A 16,321-nucleotide genomic window follows, 5' to 3' on the forward strand; every position below is an offset into this window, starting at 1 on the left:
GCCGTTGCCGTTACCTCCCGGCGTGACGCCACCGGGTTGCCCTGTTTCGTCCACCGTGTGCTCCTCGGTTGCCCCCGCTGAGGCTACCGTGTGCTGACAGCAGCGATAAGCCGCAACGTCAGGCTAGTTCGGTGGTAGGTCGATGTTTACCAATCCGTCGGATTGGCCGAAAGTCTTAGGTTCATATGTGAAAGTCGAGGTGACGGCATGGCCGTAGGGTCGGGAAGCGCGCCGGCGACAGGCCGGCCCACGCGCCTGCCGCGTTCCGCGCGCCGGAAGCAGCTTCTGGAGGCGGCGCAGGAGGTCTTCGTGGCGCAGGGGTACCACGCGGCGGCGATGGACGACATCGCGGAGCGCGCGGGTGTCTCCAAGCCAGTCCTCTACCAGCACTTTCCCGGAAAGCTGGAGCTCTACCTGGCGCTGCTCGACACGCACTGCGACGCGATCGTGGCGAAGGTGCAGAGCGCGATGACCGCGACAAACGACAACAAGGAGCGGGTCCGCGGGTCGGTACAGGCGTACTTCGACTTCGTCGACCACGAGAGCGAGGCGTTCCGGCTGGTCTTCGAGTCGGACCTGCGCAACGAGCCGGCGGTTCGCGAGCGGGTCGAGCGGGTCGAGAGCGGCTGCATCGCCGCGATCACCGACACGATCATCTCGGACACCGGCGTGAGCCGCGCCCGGGCCGAGTTGCTCGCTTCCGGCCTGGTCGGCGCGGCGGAGACGGCGGCGCAGTTCTGGCTGGCCGCGGGGCGCCAGGTGCCGAAGGCGGAGGCGGAGGCCCTCGTGGCGGCGCTCAACTGGCGCGGCATCGGCAGCTTCCCCCTGCAGGGCGAGCCGAGCTGACCCGGCCCGCTCCCCGCGGGCTGAGGTCGGCGCGGAGCGCGGGACGAGGGCCGGCGCGCTCCGCGCAGGGCGTAACGCGGCGCGCGAGCCAAGCGGAGATTCCCGCGCGGCGGTCGGATACCGTTGCACGGGCGGAGCATCCGCGGCGATAGAGGAGGGTCACGTGGAGGTCAAGATCGGCGTGCAATACGCACCGCGCGAGCTCGTGATCGAGAGCGCGCAGACGCCGACCGAGGTGGAAAAGATCGTGACCGACGCGATCGCGTCCGACGTCGGCGTGCTCTCGCTGCAGGACGAGAAGGGCCGGCGGGTCATCGTGCCGGTCTCCAAAGTGGCGTACGTGGAGATTGCCGAGGCATCGCCCCGTCCGGTCGGCTTCACGGCTCGATAGCGGCTCTCGATCGGGGCGGCCCAGCCGCCCCGACGGGCCACGCCGGCTAGTTGTTGAGACCCACCGCTGCCATGCGCGCGGTGTGCGCGGCGGTCAGCCGCTTGAGCAGCGCCTGCACTCCCGCCTGATCCTTTGAGCCCTCCACGATCAGGATCGTGAGCGCGATCCGCTCCCCCGCCATCCGCTGCGCCTGGGAGAGCCCTTCCCCGACCAGGCGGCGGGCCCACATCGAGAGCCGGTTGGCCACCTTGGGGTCGGCGGCGATCGCGGCCCGGATCTCCCCGCAGCGAAGTCGTTGTACTGCGAGTCGTGCAGCACCTCCTGCACCAGGTCGCGGTCTTCCTTGCTCAGGAAGGCGGCCACCTCGCGGAAGAAGTCGTCGGCGATGCCGTCCCACACGTACGCCTTGGTGAGCGCCTCCAGCCAGTCCTTCGGCTCGGTCAGTTCGTGGTACTCCTGCAGCGCCGCCACATACGGCGTCATCGCCTCGCCCGGGTCGGCGCCGTGCTCGACGAGGCGGGTGGCCAGGCGGCGGTAGTTGACGATCTCCACGGCGGCCATCTCGCTGAGCACCGCCCGGCGCCGCAGGTCCGGGGCGAGCCGGGCGTCGGCCGCCATCCGGTCGAAGGCGAGCAGCTCCGCGTACCCCACCATGCCGAGCAGCTCGACGACGGCGGAGCCCGGCTGGGAGACCTCGGGCACGCCTTCGGAGACTTCTGTCACGTCCGCAGGCTACTCGCCCTGACCGGGGCGCGCCGCACGACCGAGCACCCGGTGAGGGCTCGGCGGACACAATCTGAGCATGGTTCGCCCACGTCAGGTAGCATTGCGCAAGTTGCCGCTGGCCAGAGATCGTTCCTACCCCACCAGCGGCGCGCGCGTGCGGCCCGCGATCGCATCGACTACCGCGATTGCGCGTGGCCCGCGCCAGACCGAATGAGCGCCCTTAGGACGAGACGGGGCGCACCACGAGAGGGCACCCCCAAAACTCCATGAGTGAGATCGAAGAAGAAACAATCACCCGAGCCCCGGTCCGACCCGACAGCCCCGCTTTCGCCGACCTCGGTGTCCGCAAGGAGACCGTTGAAGCGCTGGCGAATGTCGGCATCACCAGGGCTTTCGCCATCCAGGAGTACGCGCTGCCGATCGCGATGCGCGGCTCCGACCTGATCGGCCAGGCGCCCACCGGCACCGGCAAGACGCTGGGCTTCGGCGTGCCGCTGCTGGAGCGGGTCTTCGCACCCGCCGAGGGCAGCGACGGCGTGCCGCAGGCACTCGTCGTCGTGCCCACCCGTGAGCTGGGCCTCCAGGTGGCCAAGGACATCGCCGCCGCGGGTCGCACGCGCGGTGTGCGCGTGCTGCCGATCTACGGCGGCGTGGCGTACGAGCCGCAGATCGAGGCGCTCCGCGCGGGCGTCGAGATCCTGGTCGGCACGCCCGGCCGCCTGCTCGACCTGACCAAGCAAAAGCGCCTCCGGCTCGACCGCGTGCACGCGCTCGTGCTCGACGAGGCCGACCGCATGCTCGACCTGGGCTTCCTCGACGACGTCGAGAAGATCCTGGCGATGCTGCCCGAAGACCGCCAGACCATGCTCTTCTCGGCCACGATGCCCGACCCGATCGTCACGCTGGCCCGGCGCTTCCTGCGCCACCCGGTGGCGATCCACGCGGGTCACAGCGTCGAGACGGGCGCGTCACCGCTGACCAAGCAGGTGGCGTACCGCACGCACCCGATGAACAAGATCGAGGTGCTCTCCCGCATCCTCCAGTCGGAGGGCCGCGGGCTCACCATGATCTTCACGCGCACCAAGCGGGCCGCCGACCGGGTCGCCGAAGACCTCGACTTCCGTGGCTTCGCGGCCGCGGCCGTCCACGGTGACCTGGGGCAGGGCGCGCGCGAGCGGGCGCTGCGGGCGTTCCGGGCCGGCAAGATCGACGCGCTTGTCGCCACCGACGTCGCCGCCCGCGGGCTGGACGTCTCCGGCGTCACCCACGTGATCAACTACGACTGCCCGGAAGACCAGGACACGTACACGCACCGCATCGGGCGCACCGGCCGGGCCGGCGCCAGCGGGGTGGCCGTGACGTTCGTCGACTGGGAAGACATGCCCAGGTGGCGGCTGATCGACAAGTCGCTGGGGCTGGAGATGCCCGAGCCGCCGGAGACGTACCACACGTCGTCGTGGCTCTACACCGACCTCGACATCCCCACCGACATCTCGGGCACCCTGCCCACCGCCGAGCGCACCCGGGCCGGCCTCTCGGCCGAAGTCGAAGAAGACCTGGGCGGCCGGGGTCGTGGGACCCGCCGCCGCAGCCAGCCCACGGCCCGTGGCCGGTCCCGCTCCCGCAGTGGTACGAGCGACGTGCGCGAGCCCGCCGCCGATCCGTCGGAGTCCGGGGAGCCGAGCGGCCCTCGCCGCCAGCGCCGGCGCCGCCGGGCGGGCGAAGTCATCGCGGGTGAGCAGGAGGCCCCGGCCGCCGAGGCGGCGACCGCCGTCGAGGCGTCCGCCACGGCCGCCAAGCCGCGCCGCCGCCGTCGCCGCCGCAGTGGTGGTGGCGCCGAGGCCGAAGGCGCCTGAGCGCAAAGCTGAGAAAGGGCCCCTCCGCGTTGGCGGAGGGGCCCTTTCGACCCCGGTGCGCTGCGGGTCACACCAGGGAGCCGTGGGTCAGCTGACCGTGCAGGGCGCCAGCGCGTCGAGACCCACGGGACGCGCGTCGATACGCCCGATGGCGGTCGCGATCCGGTTGATCGCGGCGAACCGCTTGTCTTCCAGCGGCCCCAGGATGGCGTTCTGTACGAAGTTCGGACCGCCCTGGCCGACCGTGGCGACCAGGCGCGCGTTGGCCTCGGCGATCTGGTTTTCGAGCTGGGCGAGGTTGCGGTCGACCTCGGCCTTGGCACCCGCCGGTACGGCCGGCAGGCGGCTCTCCACGTCGGGGCAGGTGATCGTGCCCACCGCGGCCGGGTCCTCGGCGGCCGGCGGCTGCTCGGCGGGCGGCTGCTCAGCCGGCGGCTCACCGGCCGGCGCCTCGGGGTCCTCCGCCGCACCGCCACCGCCGCCGCCATTGGCGAGCGTGCACGTGGCCAGCGACTCCAGGCCCTGCGGCCGGGTGCCCTTGCGGCCGATCGAGATCGCGATCCGCTCGATCGTGGCGGCCCGCTTGTCCTTCAGCGGGCCGAGGATCGCGTTCTGCACGAAGTTGGGACCGCCCTCGCCCCGGCTGGTCACCAGCCGGCGGTTGGCCTCTTCGATCTGCGTGTTCAGCTGCGCGAGGTTGCGCGACACTTCGGCCTGCGCGGACGCCGGCACGCCGCTCAGCTTGTCGCCCACAGTGGGGCAGTCGACGGTGGGTGCGGCCGACTCGCCGCCGGCCGCGGCGACCCCGATGCCCGTGCCGAAGAGGGCGAGCGCCACACCGACGGTGATGGCGACCTTCGTGCGGCGGCTGAACTCTCTGCTCCTGGACATGCGCGTGAACTCTCCTGCTGTGATGGAGAAGCGCCGTCCGACGACTGAGTGTCATCCGCTTCGCACGTCTTTACGTGGGAAGGCTCCCAAAGGTTCAACCGCAGGTCAGTCGATAGGCTTCATTACATGGTGCGTCCGCTCGACGACGCGCTCGCCGAGGTGCGGGCGCTACTGCTGGACCCGGGGCTGACCCGGGCTGTCGCCGCCGGCAAGCGGCGGGGACAGGCTCCCTCGGTCGTCCGGGCGGAGTTACGCCCGGTAACCCTCAAGGGCGGTACCCGGCTCCAGATCGTGACCAACGACGGCGCCCGGCCGCTCACGCGCAACGTGGCGCCGGGGCGGGAGGCGGGTGCGGCGGTCGACGCGCTGCTGGCCGAGCCGTTCGGCAACTGGCACGTGGAGACCGCCGACGCGACCGTGCAGCTGCGGGTGACCAAGAAGGGCGAGGCCCAGGTGCACCGCGCCGCCGCCGACCGCACCGCCGAGCCGGGCAGGCACGACCGGGCCAAGGAGTACCTGCTCGACCCGGGCGACCCGCTCTTCGACGCGATCGGCGGCAACGCGGCCAAGCGGCGCCAGGTGGACGCGTTCCTGCGCGCGCTGACCGCCTCGGTATCGCCCCTGCCCGAGCGGCTGCGGGTCGTCGACCTCGGCTGCGGCAACGCGTACCTGACGTTCGCCGCGTACCGGTACCTGTCCGGGCAGGGCGTCGACGTGGAGGTTGTCGGCGTCGACGTGCGCGAGGACCAGCGCCTGCGCAACACCGAGCTGGCCGAGCGGCTGGGCTGCGCCGACCGGGTGCGCTTCGTGGCCGGCACCATCGCCGACGCGGAGGTGGACTTCCGTCCCGACCTCGTGCTGGCGCTGCACGCCTGCGACACGGCGACGGACGAGGCGCTGGCCCGCGCGGTGCGGTGGGAGGCGCAGTGGGTGCTCGCCGCGCCCTGCTGCCACCACGACGTGGCCGCGCAGTTGCGTGGCCAGGCGGCGGCAGAGCCGTACCCGCTGCTCACCCGGCAGGGAATCCTCCGCGAGCGCTTCGCGGACGTCCTCACCGACGCGCTGCGTGCCGGCCTGCTGCGCCTGCGGGGCTACAAGGTGGAGGTGGTCGAGTTCATCGACTCCCGCCACACGCCACGCAACCTGCTGCTGCGCGCGCGCCGCACGGACGCGCCGCCGACTGAGGCGCAGCGGGAGGAGTACACGCGGATGGTGGACGAGTGGGGCGTGACACCGGCGCTCCAGCGCCTGCTCACACCCGCATGGTGAACTCGGCGGTGTGCACCTTTCCGGCGACCTGGAAGTCGAAGTACATCCGGTAGCGCCCCGGGCTCGGCGCCGCCAGCCAGAACTTCACCGCGCCCCCGGACAGCTCCGGCTCGGGGTGCACGTGCACGTAGCCGAGGTCGCCCTCGCGCACCACCACGAGGTGCCCGTACGCGCCGAGGTAGCGCTCCAGCGTGGCGGCCGGCGCGACGGTGAAGAGCAGTGGCTGGACCGCCGCGGTCTTCGGCGTGCCCTGGTAGCTGACCGTGAAGCCGTCGACGGCGGCCTCGGTCGCGGGCTCCGGGAGGGCCCGTGGCGCGTAGTCGCCGCGCACGGTGAGGTCGGCGCCGAGCGTGACGGCGGCCTGCTCGGCGGGTGCGTTGGCGGTGAAGTCGGCGTACGCCCGCCAGATGCCCGGCTCGCGCAGCGTGAGCGGGACGCTCCAGCGCCCGTCCGCCGCCATGGTCGGGTGCAGGTGCTGGTAGCCGGTCAGGTCGCGGCGCACCACGATCAGGTGCAGCGGCTTGTCGTGTACGACCGCGAAGTCGGTGACCGCCCGCTGCCCGCCGTCCACGATCCGGAAGGCGAGCTCGCCGGGACGGCCCGCGGTGAACGCGGTGGTTTCGGGCACCAGCGTGTACCCGCTCGCGCTGATCTCCAGGCCGCCGGCAGCGGCCCCGCTCCCTCCGCCGGCCGAGTGGGTGTGCGGTCCGGCCCCGGGGGTGTGGGTGTGGTCGGCGGTGGCGGTCGGCGCGGCGACCGCCGCGGCGGGGCGGGTGCTGTCGCCGCCGGTCAGCCGTCCCAGCCCGAAGCCGCCGAGGAGCGCGACGACAAGCCCCGCGACGATGAACGCCACGCGGCCGCTGCTCTGGTTCTGTTCGGGCACGCCACCAGTATTGCGGTTCGATGTGATCCAATGCCTCTGACATATTCCGTCGCTTTTGTCAGATATAGCTCGTTGATGTTTCTGTGTTCCGGTCTCTTGTCCTCTTCGCGGTCCTCGTCCCGGCGCTCTTCGCATCCGAGCCAGCGGCCGCCGAGCCGCGGGGTGACCAGTTGGACGGCAAGCTCTACGCGGCTGCCGAACGCCTCGAGCAGGTGATCGAGGAGTACAACGAGGTCCGCGACGACCTGCGCGCCACCCGCGGCAAGCAGGCCGCGCTGGCCGCACGCACCCTCCCGCTGGAGCGGGCCGCCGCCGCCGAGGAGGCGCGCATCGGCATGATCGCGGCGACCGAGTACCGCAACAGCGGCGCCGGCCCCGCACTCGCCGTGATCACCTCCACCTCGCCGGAGGACTTCGCCGACCGGCTGCTCGTGCTCGACCGGCTGGCCGCACAGCAGCGCGCCGCCGTCGACAAGCTCACTGCGGCGCGGGCCCGGTTCGACGGCAGCCGGCGCGCGCTGGAGGCGGTCGCCGAGCAGCAGCAGGCGCAGCAGGAGCGGCTGGCCAGCCGGCGCAAGCAGATCGAACACGACATCACGCAGCTGGAGAGCCTGCGCGAGCGCAGCGGCTACCGCCCGGCGACCGGGATCCGCGGCTTCAAGCCGGTCTTCTCCGCGGGCAAGGCCGGGGCGGCAGTGCGCTTCGCGTACGCCCAGCTGGGCAAGAGCTACCGGTTCGGCGCCGAGGGACCGGACGCGTACGACTGCTCCGGGCTCACCTCGGCCGCGTGGAGCCGGGCCGGGGTCGCGCTCCCCCACAACGCGCGGCGGCAGCAGCAGGCGGTACACGGCGTGAGCCGCTCCGACCTGCGCCCCGGCGACCTCGTCTTCTACTACCGCAACGTGCGGCACGTCGGCATGTACGTGGGCGGCGGCAAGATAATCCACGCCCCACAACACGGCGAGCCGGTGCGCGTTGACAACGTCGACTACCAGCCGGTGCACAGCTTCGGTCGCCCCGGCTAGCTCGCGCGGCGACCGGGACGGCCCGCGCGCTGGAGACCTTTCGCGGTCAGGGTGAGCTTCTGGGAAATGTCCAACTCAAAACGAGATGTGAGCTGCCGCGATGTCCGCCGTGGTCCGGACCGTTGCGCGGGGACCCCGGGAAACGTGGAGCGCAGCGTCTTCTTGGGGTGCGTTCCCGCGGCCTCACCATCCGCGGTCGCTCAGCTCAACCCAGGAGCCGAACCGGCAGATCTTGGCAAGTTAGCGTCGCTCGACTTTTGGGGTTTTGTTGATCTATGCGGCTGCTTCGGCCCAGGCTTGGTGGACGGCGAGGATTTCGTCGGGGGTGGGGTTGCGGGGCTTGTCGGTACGAAATCGGGCGGTGATGAGGGTGCGGCGGAGTTTGGTGATCATGTCGTGGTAGGCGGGTTGGGTTTTGCTGCGGTACCAGGGTGCGGTCGCTCGTCGTTGGTTGGCTAGGTCGGGGTGGTGGCCGTGTAGGGCGTACCAGCACACGACCAGGGATTGGGTGAATAGTCCGAAGGGGACGGTGCGTTCGACGGCGGTGCGGGTGCGGGTGTGGGTCTGGCCGACGCCGGTGATCTGTTTCGCGTCCTGGAAGGCGACCTCGATGGTCCAGCGGGTGGCGTAGCGGGTCACGATCTGCTCGGGTGGGCTGGTCAGGTCGGTGGTGACCAGGGCTAGGTCGTAGCCGGTTTTGGTGGTGCTGCCGGGTTCGCGGACCAGGATCACCCGGATGGTGCGGGATCGGTAGACGCCGTACCACAGGCAGGTGATGTCGGCGAGGTCGACGGTGTCGGTGCGGCCGTAGCGGCGCACCGTCGCGGTGGTCCAGGTCGTGTTGCCGGCGATCTGTGTGGGGGTGCCGAGTCTGGCGCCGATCCGGCGGGGTCGGCCGCGGGCGCCGGGGATCGGTGCGGCGATGGCCTGCAGTGCGGCGTTGGCGCGGAGTCGGCTGGTCAGCGACACCCCTTCGGGCAGGCCCCTGGTTCGGGCGGCGCCGACGGTGGCGCCGCCGGCGCCGTCGGCGCCGGCGTACCAGGCGTCGCCGACTACATGCACTTGCCGGCCGGGGCACGCCTGCACGATCGCGGTGACCAGCTGGCCGGCCAGCACCTGCTTACTCGGCGAGTGTGTGGTGCATAACGCGGCCGCTACTGGCAGGCAGACCGGCCGGTCCAGGAACGGCAGATCCACGATCAGGCCGGCCACGACCCAGCTGTTGCCCCACCCGACCCGGCTGTTCTTCGGCCGCTTCGCCGCGCCGTCGTGGAACCAGGCCGCCGCGTGGACCTTACGACCCGAGCGGCGAAACAGGGTGTCGTCCACCGCGACCACCAACGGCACGCCGGCCGGTAGCAGCCGCGTCACGACCAACCGGAGCACGGCCATGCCCAGAATGTCGACGCACCAGCGGGCCCTGCCGAAGAACCAGTAAGCCCGGTAGTGGTGCCACACCCCGCCCAGACCGGCAGCGGTCAGCATGCCGGTCACCGTGCACCGGCCCGGCTGGGCGATCATCCCCGCCAGCAACGCGGTGAACGTGCGAAACGACGGCGCGGTAAAACACGGCCGGAGGGTCGCCAAAAGCGCGGCGAACGACGCCGGTAAAGTCTCGAACTGGAGCATCGGCGGCACTCTTCACGAAGAGGTACAAAGGCAACCGCCGATGCTCCCCCACCAACCCCAACCAACCCACCCCGCCACACCGACTTTCACCCACACGGGACCCCAAAACCCCGAAAGTCGAGGCGTCGAAATAACGCGCCAACTCACCAAAATCTCGACTGCGGCGCCGCTTGCGTCCGACGGATGGTCGCTGACGGTAGTAAGCCCTCCACGACGGCGGCGCAACGTGGGCGGAATCGGCGCCACAGTCCGTGGCTGTAGCGGTGTGGTCACCGATCAGGTGCGGGCGGCGCAGATCTCCCCGGATTCGCGGGAGCGGGCTCTTTGGGGTGAGCTGGGCGACCGCGGACGGTGAGGCCGCGGGAGCAACGGTCCGGACCACGACGGGCATCGCGGTAGCCCGGATCTGGTTCGAATTGGATCTTTAGAGACGGCTACCGCGGTCGCCCCCCAAACTCTTAGCCGCTCACCGCCAGTGCCAGCGGGAGGACCAGTGGGGCGCCGGCCCGGCGGAGCTGGCGTGCCGCCATCGTCATCGTCCAGCCGGAGTCGACCAGGTCGTCGACGAGCAGGACCGGACCGTCCAGTGTGTCCAGTGCGGAGGCCAGGTCGTCGGGCGGGGCGAAGCCGCCGTGCAGCGCGCGCACCCGCTGCGCGCTGTTGCCCCGCGCCCCGCCGCCCTCGCCGGCCGGTGGCAGCACGCCGAGCAGCGGCAGGCGCCCCACTGTCGCGATGTGCTCGGCCAGGCTGCGCACCAGCTGCGGGTGGCGGCGCGAGCCGACCGCCACGATGCCGGCCGGCCGTGCGGGCCACGGGTCGTCGCCGCGGGCCCAGGTCTTGAGCACCTCCACCACCGCGCCGGCCACGTCGGCCGGTAGTGGGGCGTCGGGCGCGTCGGCGCCGGCGACCGCGCGCAGTCGGGAGCCCCAGCCGAGGTCGGAGAGGCGGCCGACCGCCCGGCCGCTGGCCGCCTGCTCGTCCGGCGAGATCTTGCCGCGCAGGGACACGCCGACCTGCTCCAGGCCGGTGGGCCACAGCTTCTTCGGCGGTATCTCGACGCCGGCCCGCCCCAGAAACGCCTGCGCGGCCGCGAGCGCGGGCGACGACACCTGCGCGTCGAAGCGCGGGCCGGTGCAGTTGTCACACCGTCCACACGGGACAGCGCCCGGGTCGTCGAGGCAGCGGCGCAGAAACTCCATCCGGCAATCGCCGGTCGCGGTGTACTCCCGCATCGACTGCTGCTCGGCCGTGCGCGCCTCGGCGACCCGGCGCAGGCGGGCCGCGTCGTACGTCCACGGGTCGCCGGTCGCCAGCCACCCGCCGCGCACCCGGCGGACCGCGCCGTCGACGTCGAGCACCTTGAGCATCAGCTCCAGCCGGGTGCGGCGCAGGTCGACGATCGGCTCCAGCGCGGGCGTCGAGAGTGGACGGTCGCTGGAGAGCGCCGCCAGCACGGTGCGCACCTGGTCTTCCGGCGGAAACGCGAGCGAGGCGAAGTACCGCCAGATCGCCTGGTCCTCGGGGCCGGGCAGCAGCAGCACCTCGGCCTGCTCGACCGCGCGGCCGGCGCGGCCGACCTGCTGGTAGTACGCGATCGGCGACGGCGGCGCCCCAAGGTGGACCACGAAGCCCAGGTCGGGCTTGTCGAAGCCCATGCCCAGCGCGGACGTGGCGATCAGCGCCTTGACCTTGTTGTCCAGCAGGTCCTGCTCGGCGGAGCGGCGGTCGGCGTCGTCGGACTGCCCGGTGTAGGACGCGACGGGGTACCCGCGGGAGCGCAGGAACTCGGCCGTCTCGCCCGCCGCCGCGACCGTCAGCGTGTAGACGATCCCGGAGCCGGGCAGCTTGTCGAGGTGGTCGGCCAGCCACGCGAGGCGGTGCGCCGGCGTGCCGAGGTCGAGCACGGCCAGGCGCAGCGAGTCGCGGTCGAGCGGGCCGCGCAGCACGAGCGCGTCGCCGAGCTGGTCGGCCACGTCGGCGGTGACCCGTGCGTTGGCGGTCGCGGTGGTGGCGAGCACCGGCGTGTGCTCGGGCAGGCCGGCCAGGAAGGTGCGCAGCCGCCGGTAGTCGGGGCGGAAGTCGTGCCCCCAGTCGGAGACGCAGTGCGCCTCGTCGACCACCAGCAGCCCGGTGGTGGCGGCCAGCCGGGGCAGCACGGTGTCGCGGAAGTCCGGGTTGTTGAGACGCTCCGGGCTGATCAGCAACACGTCGACGGCGCCGGCGCGGATCTCGTCGGTGATCTGCTCCCACTCGTCGAGGTTGGCCGAGTTGATCGTGCGGGCGTGGATGCCGGCGCGGGCGGCGGCCTCCACCTGGTTGCGCATGAGCGCGAGCAGCGGGGACACGATGACCGTCGGCCCGGCCGTGCGGTCTTCGCGCAGGAGCGCGGTCGCCACGAAGTAGACGGCGGACTTGCCCCACCCGGTGCGCTGCACGCAGAGCACCCGCCGCCGCTGGGCGACCAGCGCCTCGATCGCCGTCCACTGGTCTTCGCGCAGCTTGGCATGGTCGCCGGCCAGGCGCCGGAGGATGGCTTCCGCTTGTTCCCGCATCGCCCCTTCTTACCAACCCGCCCCGACATCGGCCGCCCGACGCACGCCGATCATGGCTGTTCATGCCGTTACCGGTTCATTACCGCCGGTAGGATTCGCTACTTTGATCGGCAGAACACGCTAATAATGCGCCCTTTCCGGACACGTCCGGTGACGCCTAGCGTGGGCGTTGTGAAGGGCGGACGACGCTTTGTGATGCGGGCGGCCGTGGTGGGCCTCGGGCTCGCCGGGTTGGCGCTGACCGTACCCACCTTCGCGGCCAGCAAGGACAAGAAGGCCGCCCCGGCCAGGCACTGCTGCGCCGTCAAGCTGGACGGGCCCGCCCGCACCGTGACCGCGGGCGGCGAGCCGGCCAGCTTCGACCTCGTGGTGAGCCGCTCCGACAAGGGCTGCACACAGACCCGGCGCACGATCACGGTACGGCTGAAGGGCCTCGCCACCGAGCACGTCCGCCTCGAACGGGTGGTCTCCGGACAGGTGCTCGCGCTGCGCGAGACCTCTGCCGAGCCCGGCACCGTCGAGGCGGTCGACCCTCTGGTCGACTCGAAGCTGATCTGCGGCAAGGACACCGCGGTGGCGGCCAGCTACCGGATCGCGTTCCTTGAGGGTTCGCCGTTCGGGCGGGCCGAGCTCGTCGTCTCGGCACACGCGGTCAGCGGAAAGCTGCTGGACAGCGCCCGGGCGACGACCGCCGTGGTCGAGGCGGTCGGCTCGACGACGCCACCGCCCGAGACCGCCGCGCCAGAGACCACAGCGCCGCCGCCGGTCACCGAAGCGCCGGTGGAGGAGACGACCGCGCCGCCCCTGCAGCAGGCACCGGTACCGCCGGACTCGGTGGCCCGCCCGCCGCTCCGGCCGGCCGCGGAGGTCGACCCGCTCTCCACGACGCTGCTCACCGCCAGCATCGTCTTCGCGCTCGCGGCGATGCTGCTCGTCGGCGTGCTCTGGCGGCTGCGCCGCACCCCCACCGCCGACGAGGCACCCACGACGACGCTCCCGCCCGGCGTGGGCGCCGAGCTGGCGATGCTCCAGGAAGGCGACGGTGCCGCCGGCCACACGCGACCGGCGGCACCGTAGAGATCGTTTACTTCGCGAAGCCCACGCGGGCGGCCACGGCCGTGTCCGGGTGGTCGCTGAACACGCCGTCGATGCCCAGCCCGTAGTAGAGCGCGAACTCGGCGAAGATGTCACCGCGCGCGTTCGGGTCGGTGCCGATGCGGAAGTCGGCCGGCAGAAACTGGTTTTCCGCCCGGAACGTCCACGCGTGCACGATCAGGTCGTTGCGGTGGGCGTCGCGGATCAGCGTGGTCGGCGCCAGCAGCTTGCCCGAGGCGTCGCGCGGCACGATGAGGCTCTTCTCCACGCCCACGCCGTCGGCGTACCCGCTGATCCACTTCAGGCCGGCCGGCTTGACCAGGTCGGCGTAGGTGCGGGTGTCGCCCGCCACCACGAAGTCGTAGGGCCGGCCGGACGCGTTGATCAGCTGGGCCAGCTTGACGTCGATCAGCGTGTCGAGCTTGCGCAGGTTGGCGGTCTCGAAGGACTGGATGATCACCGCGTCCTTCTTCTCGTTGAGCCGGTTGCGCTTGAGGACGCGGACCAGCGGCTCCTCCAGCGGCAGGCCGATGCCCTGGAAGTAGGTCGGGTGCTTGGTCTCCGGGTACACGCCGATCGTGCGGCCGTGCCGGCGGCTCTCGGCCCGGGCCAGGTCGACGACCTCCTGGAAGGTCGGGATCTCGAGCTTGCCGTCGAAGGCCGTGTTGGTCGGGCGCACCTGAGGCAGCCGCTCCTTGGCCCGCAGCGTCTTCAGCTCAGCCAGCGTGAAGTCCTCGGTGAACCAACCGGTGACCGACACGCCGTCGATCGTCTTGGTCACCCGCCGGCCCGCGAACTCGGGCTTCGTGGAGACGTCCGTGGTACCGGAGATCTCGTTTTCGTGCCGGGCCACGAGGACGCCGTCCTTGGTGGAGACAAGGTCCGGCTCGATGTAGTCGGCTCCCGCCGCGATCGCCAGCCGGTACGCCTCGAGCGTGTGCTCGGGGCGGTAGCCGCTGGCCCCGCGGTGTCCGATGACGGTCGGCTCCTCGTCGCGGTGCGCGACGGCGCCGGAAGGTACGGCGATGATGGCCGCCAGCATAGCGCCGGTCAGGACCACAACTGGAAGTTTGGTTCGCACGGCCAGAGTCAAGCCGCCCCGGACTAAGACAGACTGTCCAATGATCGGCCGTGATATGAACATGCCTGATGCGCCGGACCCTGCAGCACCCCGCTCGGATCGTGCCGCTCGCGTTTCTGGCTGTGATCGCGATCGGCACCATCCTGCTCATGCTCCCCGTCTCCCGCCGCGGGACGGGTAACGCGTCCTTCATGACGGCGTGGTTCACGGCCACGTCCGCGATCACCACGTCCGGGATGACGACGGTGGACACCGCGACGTACTGGTCGAACTTCGGGCACGTGATGCTGGCGGTGCTCACCCAGATCGGCGGCTACGGCATCGCGACGATGGCGACGCTGCTCGGCCTGCTCGTCTCCCAGCGGCTGGGGCTGCGTGGCCGCCTGATGGCCCGCGCGGAGACCAGCAGCGGCCTGGCGCTCGGCGAGATCCGCACGGTGCTCACGCTGGCCGCGGTCGTGATGTTCGCCAGCGAGCTCGTGATCACCGTGATCGTGGCCGGCCGGCTCTGGCTGACCTACGACGAGCCGCTGGGTTCGGCCCTGTGGGAGGGCGCGTTCAACTCGATCCAGGCGTTCAACAACTCGGGCTTCTCGCTACGCAGTGACGGCCTGTTCAGTTTCGTCGACGACTGGTGGATCTGCGTGCCCCTGGTCCTCGGCGTGATCATCGGCGGCCTGGGTGTGCCCGTGCTCTACGAGCTTGTCCGCGAGCTGCGCAAGCCGGCCGCCTGGTCGACGCACACCCGGCTGACGGTGTGGGGCTCGGTGGTGCTGCTGGTCGTGGGCTTCGTGACCGTGCTGGCATTCGAATGGGCCAACCCGGACACCCTCGGGCCGCTCGGTGTCACCGAGAAGATCCTGGCCTCCTTCGTTCAGGGCACAATTCCCCGATCCGGTGGCTTCAACACCGTCGACTACGGCGCGATGGACACCGACACGACGACGATCGTCACCGGCCTGATGTTCATCGGCGGTGGCAGCGCGAGCACGGCCGGCGGCATCAAGGTCACCACGTTCTTCCTGCTCGCCTACGTCATCTGGACCGAGGTGCGGGGCGAGCGTGACGTCGTCGTCGGGCGCCGCCGCATCGCCGAGGCGACCCAGCGGCAGGCGACCACGGTCGCCCTCCTCGGGGTGGCGACGGTCGCCGGGGTACCTTGGCGCTGCTCGCCCTCACCAAGGGTGTGCCGCTGGACCGGGCGCTGGTCGAGGTCACGTCGGCGTTCAGCACGGCTGGCATCACGGTCGGGCTGACCCCGGAGCTGCCGGTGTCCGGGCAGATGGTGATGATCGCGTTGATGTTCATCGGCCGGGTGGGCCCGATCGCCGTCGCCTCGGCGCTGGCGCTCAACACCCGCCACCGGCAGTACCGATACCCGGAGGAGCGACCCATCGTTGGCTGACAAATCGAAAGCGCCGACCGCTGACGAAAACGTGGCGGTGATCGGGCTGGGCCGCTTCGGCGGCCAGGTGGCCGAGTCGCTGACCCGGCTGGGGCATGAGGTGCTCGGCGTCGACGAAAACACCAAGCTGGTACAGCAGTGGTCCGACCGGCTCACCCACGTCGTGCAGGCCGACGCCACCGACGAGGAGGTGCTGCGGCAGATCGGGATGACCGAGTTCTCCCGCGCGGTCGTCGGCATCGGCAGCGACATCGAGGCGAGCGTGCTGACCGTGCTGGCGCTCACCGAGGTGGGCGTGCGGGAGATCTGGGCCAAGGCGATCTCCGTGAAGCACGGCAAGATCCTGCGCTCGGTCGGCGCCCACCACGTGATCTACCCCGAGGCGACGATGGGCGAACGGGTTGCCCACCTGATCACCAGCCGCATGCTCGACTTCATCGAGCTCGAAGACGGTTTCGCGATCGCCAAGACTCGCGCGCCCCGCGAGGCCACCGGCCGCACGCTGGCCGAGGTGGGGCTGCGCACGAAGTACGGGGTGACCGTGGTCGGGGTCAAGCTGCACGGGACGGACTTCGTGTACGCGACGCCGGAGACCGTCGTGCCCAACGGCGCGGTGCTGATCGTGGCCGGCAACACCGAGCAGGTGCAGCGCTTCGCCGCCACGACGTAGCG

General features: G+C 71.3%; 12 protein-coding genes and 2 pseudogenes. 8 read left to right on the forward strand and 6 right to left on the reverse strand.

What is annotated here, in order from left to right; genetic code table 11:
* The first annotated feature begins 207 nt into the window (after positions 1–207).
* Positions 208–846 (forward strand): TetR/AcrR family transcriptional regulator, encoded by a 639-nt coding sequence (locus Phou_RS15620; protein WP_173056701.1) that lies wholly within the window; start codon positions 208–210, stop codon positions 844–846.
* Positions 847–1,009: 163 nt separating this feature from the next.
* The gene (locus Phou_RS15625; protein ID WP_173056702.1) at positions 1,010–1,237 is read left to right on the forward strand and encodes a DUF3107 domain-containing protein; all 228 of its coding nucleotides are present in this window, start codon (positions 1,010–1,012) and stop codon (positions 1,235–1,237) included.
* Positions 1,238–1,433: 196 nt separating this feature from the next.
* On the opposite strand, the pseudogene Phou_RS15630 reads toward Phou_RS15625, so the two are convergent.
* A pseudogene (locus Phou_RS15630) lies at positions 1,434–1,891 on the reverse strand (ferritin-like fold-containing protein); the annotation flags it as partial.
* Positions 1,892–2,229: 338 nt separating this feature from the next.
* Between Phou_RS15630 and Phou_RS15635 the strand changes: the two are divergent.
* Complete coding sequence (locus tag Phou_RS15635; protein ID WP_173056703.1) at positions 2,230–3,819, forward strand: DEAD/DEAH box helicase; 1,590 nt, start codon at positions 2,230–2,232, stop codon at positions 3,817–3,819.
* Between the two features lie 87 nt (positions 3,820–3,906).
* Here the strand turns inward: Phou_RS15635 and Phou_RS15640 are convergent, their stop codons facing one another.
* Entirely contained in the window at positions 3,907–4,710 is an 804-nt protein-coding gene (locus tag Phou_RS15640; RefSeq protein WP_173056704.1) for a hypothetical protein, read from the reverse strand.
* A 126-nt stretch (positions 4,711–4,836) separates the two neighbouring features.
* Between Phou_RS15640 and Phou_RS15645 the strand changes: the two genes are divergently transcribed.
* Positions 4,837–5,979, forward strand: coding sequence for a class I SAM-dependent methyltransferase (locus Phou_RS15645; protein ID WP_173056705.1), 1,143 nt, complete (start codon positions 4,837–4,839; stop codon positions 5,977–5,979).
* On the opposite strand, the gene Phou_RS15650 is transcribed toward Phou_RS15645, so the two are convergent.
* On the reverse strand, positions 5,963–6,862 hold the full coding sequence (locus tag Phou_RS15650) for a DUF8832 domain-containing protein (protein ID WP_173056706.1): 900 nt from the start codon (positions 6,860–6,862) through the stop codon (positions 5,963–5,965). The two genes, Phou_RS15645 and Phou_RS15650, sit on opposite strands and share 17 nt — an antisense overlap.
* A gap of 83 nt (positions 6,863–6,945) precedes the next feature.
* Here Phou_RS15650 and Phou_RS15655 point away from each other — a divergent pair, with 83 nt between their 5' ends.
* The gene (locus Phou_RS15655) at positions 6,946–7,887 is read left to right on the forward strand and encodes a C40 family peptidase (RefSeq protein WP_173056707.1); all 942 of its coding nucleotides are present in this window, start codon (positions 6,946–6,948) and stop codon (positions 7,885–7,887) included.
* 273 nt (positions 7,888–8,160) lie between these two features.
* Here the strand turns inward: Phou_RS15655 and Phou_RS15660 are convergent, their stop codons facing one another.
* Complete coding sequence (locus tag Phou_RS15660) at positions 8,161–9,516, reverse strand: IS701 family transposase (RefSeq protein ID WP_173056708.1); 1,356 nt, start codon at positions 9,514–9,516, stop codon at positions 8,161–8,163.
* A gap of 458 nt (positions 9,517–9,974) precedes the next feature.
* Entirely contained in the window at positions 9,975–12,068 is a 2,094-nt protein-coding gene (locus Phou_RS15665) for a RecQ family ATP-dependent DNA helicase (protein WP_173056709.1), read from the reverse strand.
* A 171-nt stretch (positions 12,069–12,239) separates the two neighbouring features.
* Here Phou_RS15665 and Phou_RS15670 point away from each other — a divergent pair, with 171 nt between their 5' ends.
* Positions 12,240–13,145 (forward strand): hypothetical protein, encoded by a 906-nt coding sequence (locus tag Phou_RS15670; protein WP_173056710.1) that lies wholly within the window; start codon positions 12,240–12,242, stop codon positions 13,143–13,145.
* A 7-nt stretch (positions 13,146–13,152) separates the two neighbouring features.
* Here the strand turns inward: Phou_RS15670 and Phou_RS15675 are convergent, their stop codons facing one another.
* A complete protein-coding gene (locus tag Phou_RS15675) occupies positions 13,153–14,205 on the reverse strand; it encodes a glycerophosphodiester phosphodiesterase (protein WP_246273788.1) in 1,053 nt (350 codons plus the stop codon).
* A 107-nt stretch (positions 14,206–14,312) separates the two neighbouring features.
* Here Phou_RS15675 and Phou_RS15680 point away from each other — a divergent pair.
* Positions 14,313–15,649: pseudogene (locus tag Phou_RS15680) on the forward strand (TrkH family potassium uptake protein).
* Positions 15,642–16,319, forward strand: coding sequence for a potassium channel family protein (locus tag Phou_RS15685; RefSeq protein WP_173056712.1), 678 nt, complete (start codon positions 15,642–15,644; stop codon positions 16,317–16,319). The pseudogene Phou_RS15680 and the gene Phou_RS15685 overlap by 8 nt, the downstream one beginning before the upstream one ends.
* The last annotated feature ends 2 nt before the right edge of the window (positions 16,320–16,321 follow it).

Source organism: Phytohabitans houttuyneae, from assembly GCF_011764425.1.
In the GTDB taxonomy this organism is placed as follows: Bacteria; Actinomycetota; Actinomycetes; order Mycobacteriales; family Micromonosporaceae; genus Phytohabitans; species Phytohabitans houttuyneae.